This is a genomic window from Parafannyhessea sp. (assembly GCF_051876455.1).
Classification (GTDB): Bacteria; Actinomycetota; Coriobacteriia; order Coriobacteriales; family Atopobiaceae; genus Parafannyhessea.
Genome location: NZ_JBJEHW010000046.1, coordinates 1 through 4,980 on the forward strand (window position 1 = coordinate 1; position 4,980 = coordinate 4,980).

7 protein-coding genes are annotated in these 4,980 nt (G+C 64.8%); 4 read left to right on the plus strand and 3 right to left on the minus strand.

All coding sequences use genetic code 11. The features are described from left to right. Positions 1–669, plus strand: a 669-nt coding sequence (locus tag ACI38Z_RS02160; RefSeq protein WP_439788542.1) for a hypothetical protein, incomplete at its 5' end; no start/stop codon positions are given. 37 nt (positions 670–706) lie between these two features. On the opposite strand, the gene ACI38Z_RS02165 is transcribed toward ACI38Z_RS02160, so the two are convergent. Together ACI38Z_RS02165 and ACI38Z_RS02170 are read right to left on the minus strand one after the other, a co-directional pair. Then, entirely contained in the window at positions 707–1,528 is an 822-nt protein-coding gene (locus tag ACI38Z_RS02165) for an alpha/beta fold hydrolase (protein ID WP_439788543.1), read from the minus strand. A gap of 64 nt (positions 1,529–1,592) precedes the next feature. Continuing rightward, positions 1,593–2,144, minus strand: a complete 552-nt coding sequence (locus ACI38Z_RS02170; RefSeq protein WP_439788544.1) for a helix-turn-helix domain-containing protein — start codon at positions 2,142–2,144, stop codon at positions 1,593–1,595. Positions 2,145–2,293: 149 nt separating this feature from the next. Here ACI38Z_RS02170 and ACI38Z_RS02175 point away from each other — a divergent pair, with 149 nt between their 5' ends. After that, complete coding sequence (locus tag ACI38Z_RS02175) at positions 2,294–3,034, plus strand: AzlC family ABC transporter permease (protein WP_439788545.1); 741 nt, start codon at positions 2,294–2,296, stop codon at positions 3,032–3,034. After that, positions 3,031–3,360 carry a branched-chain amino acid transporter permease gene (locus ACI38Z_RS02180; RefSeq protein ID WP_439788546.1) on the plus strand — a complete coding sequence of 110 codons (330 nt, stop codon included), beginning with the start codon at positions 3,031–3,033 and terminating at the stop codon, positions 3,358–3,360. Before ACI38Z_RS02175 ends, ACI38Z_RS02180 begins: the two co-directional genes overlap by 4 nt. Before the next feature lie 36 nt (positions 3,361–3,396). Here ACI38Z_RS02180 and ACI38Z_RS02185 read toward each other — a convergent pair whose 3' ends face one another. Beyond that, on the minus strand, positions 3,397–3,939 hold the full coding sequence (locus ACI38Z_RS02185) for a CinA family protein (protein WP_439788547.1): 543 nt from the start codon (positions 3,937–3,939) through the stop codon (positions 3,397–3,399). Between the two features lie 529 nt (positions 3,940–4,468). Here ACI38Z_RS02185 and nrdD point away from each other — a divergent pair. After that, positions 4,469–4,980: anaerobic ribonucleoside-triphosphate reductase (nrdD, locus tag ACI38Z_RS02190; protein ID WP_439788548.1), on the plus strand; the 512-nt coding region annotated here is incomplete at its 3' end.

Genomic DNA, 4,980 nt, shown 5'->3' on the forward strand with positions numbered 1-4,980 from the left:
ACGGGGTGCAAGACAGGCGGTGGGAAGGACGGCTCGGGGTCGGACGCCAGCACGTCCAGCGTGGTAGGGCGCGGCTCGTCCGCGGCCAAGCTGCCGGCAGACATCGGCAAGCACCTGCCCTACAAGGGCATGCCAGAATCCGCCATGAACAAGACGGGGCTGGGGCCGTACACGGACATGGTGACCACGCCCCACAGGGGCGACCACCGTCCCATGAACACGTACCGCTGGTTTGCGCACAACGGCACCGGTGACCTGGTGTTCTTTACGTACTGTCTGGACGGCAAGGTGCTGGACGCCATCATTAACCCGCCCAGCGTGTACCAGAACTACTGGGTGGAGGGACAAGAGCTTCCCAACCTGGACGCGAGCGGCGCGTACCCGGACGGGACCATCGGGCAGACAACCGACATGAGCCTGCCGTCCGGGTCGGGGTCGGGTTCAGGCAGTGGCGGCAACTCGGGATCGGGCAGCCAGACGCAAGGCCAGGGCCAGCCACAGCCGCAGTCGCAGTCGCGGGACCAGACTGGCCAAAGCCAGGGCCAAGGCACGGGCCACCTCGACCCTATGCAGTACGACACGCCGGAGGACTACGCGGACGCGGAGCACCAGCACAGCGGGATGGACTGGGACGAGGCCTACAACCGCTGGCTCGACTACAACGAGTAGCCGGTCCAGAGGCGCGCTGCGGCTGCGACGCGACGGGCTAAAGCCAGGTGGAAAGCCTTGCCGCGACCTCCTCCGGGTAGTCGCGCGCGGCGTTGTGGCCGCCGGGCAGCCGCATGACGTCCGCCCCCAAGCCATGTGCAAGAAAGTCCTGGTTGCGCGCGTGGTAGGTGGAGGCGCCCCGCTCGCTTGTGCAGAGGAGCACGGGCACGCCGCACGCGCGGATCCGCTCGAGGTCGGGCTCGTAGGCGAGCATCCAGCCGGCCTCGTGGTCCGCGTGGGTCTGGACATCGCGCTCGCGAGACGCCAGCTCCTCCTGCGAGAAGGGCCGGACGGCGTCGCCCATGTTCTCGCGCTCCAGGGCGAGCATGAAGAGCGTGCTCGTGTGGCCCTTGGCGAGGGCCTGACCGGCGCGGACGAGGTTCTGGAACACGGGGTCGGCCGGGTCGAGCCCCACAAAGAGCGGCGGCTCAATCACGACCAGGCGCCGCATCAGCGCGGGATCGAGCTCGAGCGCCCGCAGCGCCACGAGCGATCCCAGGCTGTGCGCCACCACGTCCGCGGGGGCGCCAACCTTGCGGATGACTGCCGCCAGGTCAGCCGCCTGCGCGTCCAGCGACCAGTCGCCGTCGAGCGCGTCCGAGCTCACGCCGCAGCCGCGGCGGTCGTACGTCACCACGCGACGCCCGGAAAGCGCGAACGCGAGCGCGCCAAAGAAGCTGCCGTCCACCCCGGCGCCGTGCACGAGCACGAGGGCACGTCCTTCTCGCCCGCGGGACGTGACGTGGATGCGCGCGGAGGCCCGGCCGTCGCGCGTGACGTCCAGCATGAGCTCCGTCGCTGGCGGGGTGTCCAAAGCCATGTGCAAGACTTCCCTTCTGGCCGCCCTGCGGCCGTCCTCCGGACCGCCTTCTGCCGGCGCGGCCCTACGCGGGATAGTGGTTGACGAAGAGCACCTTGGCCACGCAGTCTCCCACGTTCCTGTACTCGTGGCGGCGCGAGGAGTCAAAGCCCACCATATCCCCCGCCTCCAGCGTAAAGGTCTCGTCGCCCAGAACCAGCTCGAGCCGCCCCTCAAACAGGTACACGTACTCGCGCGAGTTGGCGCGGTGCCCCTCGCTCACGTGGTCGCAGCCGGGGTCGAACTCGCCTTCGAAAAGCTCGAAGTCGCGGTTCTCTGCCACGTTGAAGTAGCCGTGGATGCTGTAGTGGCCGTCGTTGTCGGGCTGCACGCTGGCCTGCGCGCGCCGCACCACCGTGGCCTCGGGCACGCGCTGCTCCAGCAGCAGGGAGTACGGCACGCCCAACCCCTTGGATATCTTCATGAGCGTGTTGATGGTGGGGTTGGAGTCACCCTTCTCTATCTGCGAGAGCATCACCTTGCTCACGTCGCACAGCGCCGCGAGCTTGCCGAGCGAAAGCCCCCGCTCCTGCCTGAGCTCCCTCAGGTTCTGGGCTATCACGTCGCCGATCTCCATGCTCTTCTCCCCCGCCCGTTCGGCGCGCGCGATGGCGCGCCATCGGCAAAGTGTAAATTATCTTTTGCGGTCGTTAATTATACTTGAATTACTGGTTAACAATCGTAAGCTATATTTTACACCAACGACCACGGGGGAGAAGGACGGCCATGCCAAGGGAAACCAGGAACAGAATCGCGCGCGCCTTTGGGGCCGCGTTTCCGCTGACGCTGCCCGTGCTCGCAGGCTACTACTTCCTGGGACTCTCGTACGGGCTGTACATGCACTCGCTTGGCTTTAGCTGGCTGTGGCCCACGCTCACGGCGGCCTTCGTGTACGGGGGCTCTCTCGAGTTCGTGCTGGGGTCCATGCTGTGCGCGCAGTTCAACCCCGTGACCACAGCGGTGGTGGCCGTGGCCGTGCAGCTGCGCCACACGTTCTACGCCATCACGCAGCTGGGCCGCTACCGCGGCAACGGCTGGAAGACGTTCTTTTTGGTGTTTGGCATGAGCGACGAGACGTTTGCCATCACCAGCTCCACCCCGGCGCCGGAGGGCGTGGACGAGGGTTGGTTCATGCTGCTGATAACCTGGCTCGACCAGCTGTACTGGATCGTGGGCTCCGCGGCGGGCGGCATCTTTGGACAGCTGGTGGCCTTTCCCACCAAGGGACTCTCGTTTGTGATGACGGCGCTGTTTGTGGTCATCTTCCTGGGAGCTTGGGACAAGGCGCAGGACCGTCGCCCCGCCTACATTGGCCTTGTCTGCTCCGTGGTCTGCCTGCTTGTGCTGGGGCCCAGCAACTTCATGGTGCCCGCCATGGCGTGCATGACGGCAGCCCTGCTGGTCATGAGGGAGCTTGACGCCCGCGCCGCGCGCGCCCAGGCCCCGGAGGGAGGCGACGCCCAGTGACGCTCGCACAAAGGCTCATAACCGTGGCGATCTGCGTCGCGGCAACCATGTTCACGCGCTTTCTGCCGTTTGCGGTCTTCCACGGCAAGAGCGAGCTCCCCTCCTGGGTGGACTACCTGGGCAAGGTGCTGCCGCTCGCGCTGTTTGCCTTCCTCGTGGTGTACTGCCTCAAGGACGTGACGCCGCTCGCGGGCTCGCACGGCATCCCGGAGGCCATCAGCATCCTGGTGGTGGCGGCGCTGTACGAGTGGCGCGGCAACACGCTCGTGTCCATGGCGGCCGGCACCGCGCTCTACATGGTGCTGGTGCAGCTCGTGTTTGTGTAGGCGCGGGCCGCGACGGCCTTGCGGCAGGCTTCGTCCTCAGCCGAGAAGGTCGACCAGCCTGTCCCGCACCTCCTTCGCCACGGCAAGCTTGTACATGAGCCGCGTGGGCTGTGGCGCTATCTGCACGTGGAAGCTGTGGACCTTCTCGCCCGCCTGCGTGGCGTCCCCGGAAAGGCAGATGGCAAAGTAGACGTTGCCGGGCTCCGATGCCGCCGCGTTGGCCGGGTCCACGTTGCCCATGGTGCCCGTGACGCCGATGCCGATGTTTGCCTGGTAGGACCTGCGGCAGGCCGTCGCCATGGCCTCGGCCGTCTGGAGCGAGTACACCGTGTGGGTCGCTATGACCTCCGCCGGCACGCCGTTCTTCACCTTGGCCTCGTTGCAGTAGGTGACGTAGGCGCCCTTGAGCACCGCGGAGGCACCCTCCGTGTCCGTTATGAGCGAGGCGATCTGGCCGCTCGTGGCGCTCTCCATGGTGGTGATCTGGAGCCCCCGCGCTATGAGGAGCCTCGTGAGGTCCGCGTACTCCGCCCGGATCCGTGCCTCGTCGTACACCTTGCCCGTAGCTGCGCCTGCCATGTTGGCCCCTTCCGACGGCATCCTGCAAACGCTTCCAAGGGTAGTCCCAAGCCGGTCGCGACGCGAGCCACAAAATGCCAGGTAAAATGACCGTACACCGCATTTGGTATGTTTTCGACAATTCGTCTACAACATATAGTGTCTAGCTGGTAGCAAATGCCAAAATATGGCCGCGGGCGGTTGTCAAGCTCAGGCAAGTGGAGATTGTCCGTCTTTCGCAAAATGTATCAAAGAAATTTTTTTGAAGCACCTTCCGAATGAGCGTTGAATCACGCAAATTTCTGACCTGCGTCTACAGAGGTTTTCATCATGACTTTCGACACCTTTGAAACGCTAGGAAACCATATCTGGTGTTTTCAACACGGACGCGGCCCAACCAGTTGTGGCATAGTGTGTTCACGACATCAAACGCAGCAGCAAACCAAGGAACGGACGCGTCTGCTGGCGCGCCTTTTTTAGGGCCAAGCTGCACGTTTACGATACGAGCCGCGGGCACCACGGCGGCGCAGAAGGAAGAAGAGGCGAGGGCATGAAGATCATCAAGAGGAACGGTTCAGAGGTCGAGTTCGACGTCCAGAAGATTGTGAACGCCATCAAGGCCGCAAACGCCGAGGCCCCCACCGAGGAGCAGCTGTCCGACCGCGAGGTCAAGTTCGCCTCCCTCAACGTGCAGGACGAGTGCGCCGACGCCGGCCACACCGTCACGGTCGAGGAGGTCCAGGACCTGGTGGAGGACCAGCTCATGGCGCTCGACCGCTTCACCGTGGCCCGCAAGTACATCATCTACCGCTACGTGCAGAACCAGAAGCGCCAGAAGAACACGACGGACGACAAGATCCTGAGCCTCATCGAAGCCAACAACGAGGAGGTCAAGCAGGAGAACTCCAACAAGAACCCCACCGTCGTCTCCGTGCAGCGCGACTACATGGCCGGCGAGGTCTCCAAGGACCTCACCATGCGCCAGCTGCTCCCGCAGGACGTGGTCGAGGCCCACGAGGAGGGCATCATCCACTTCCACGACGCCGACTACTACGCGCAGCA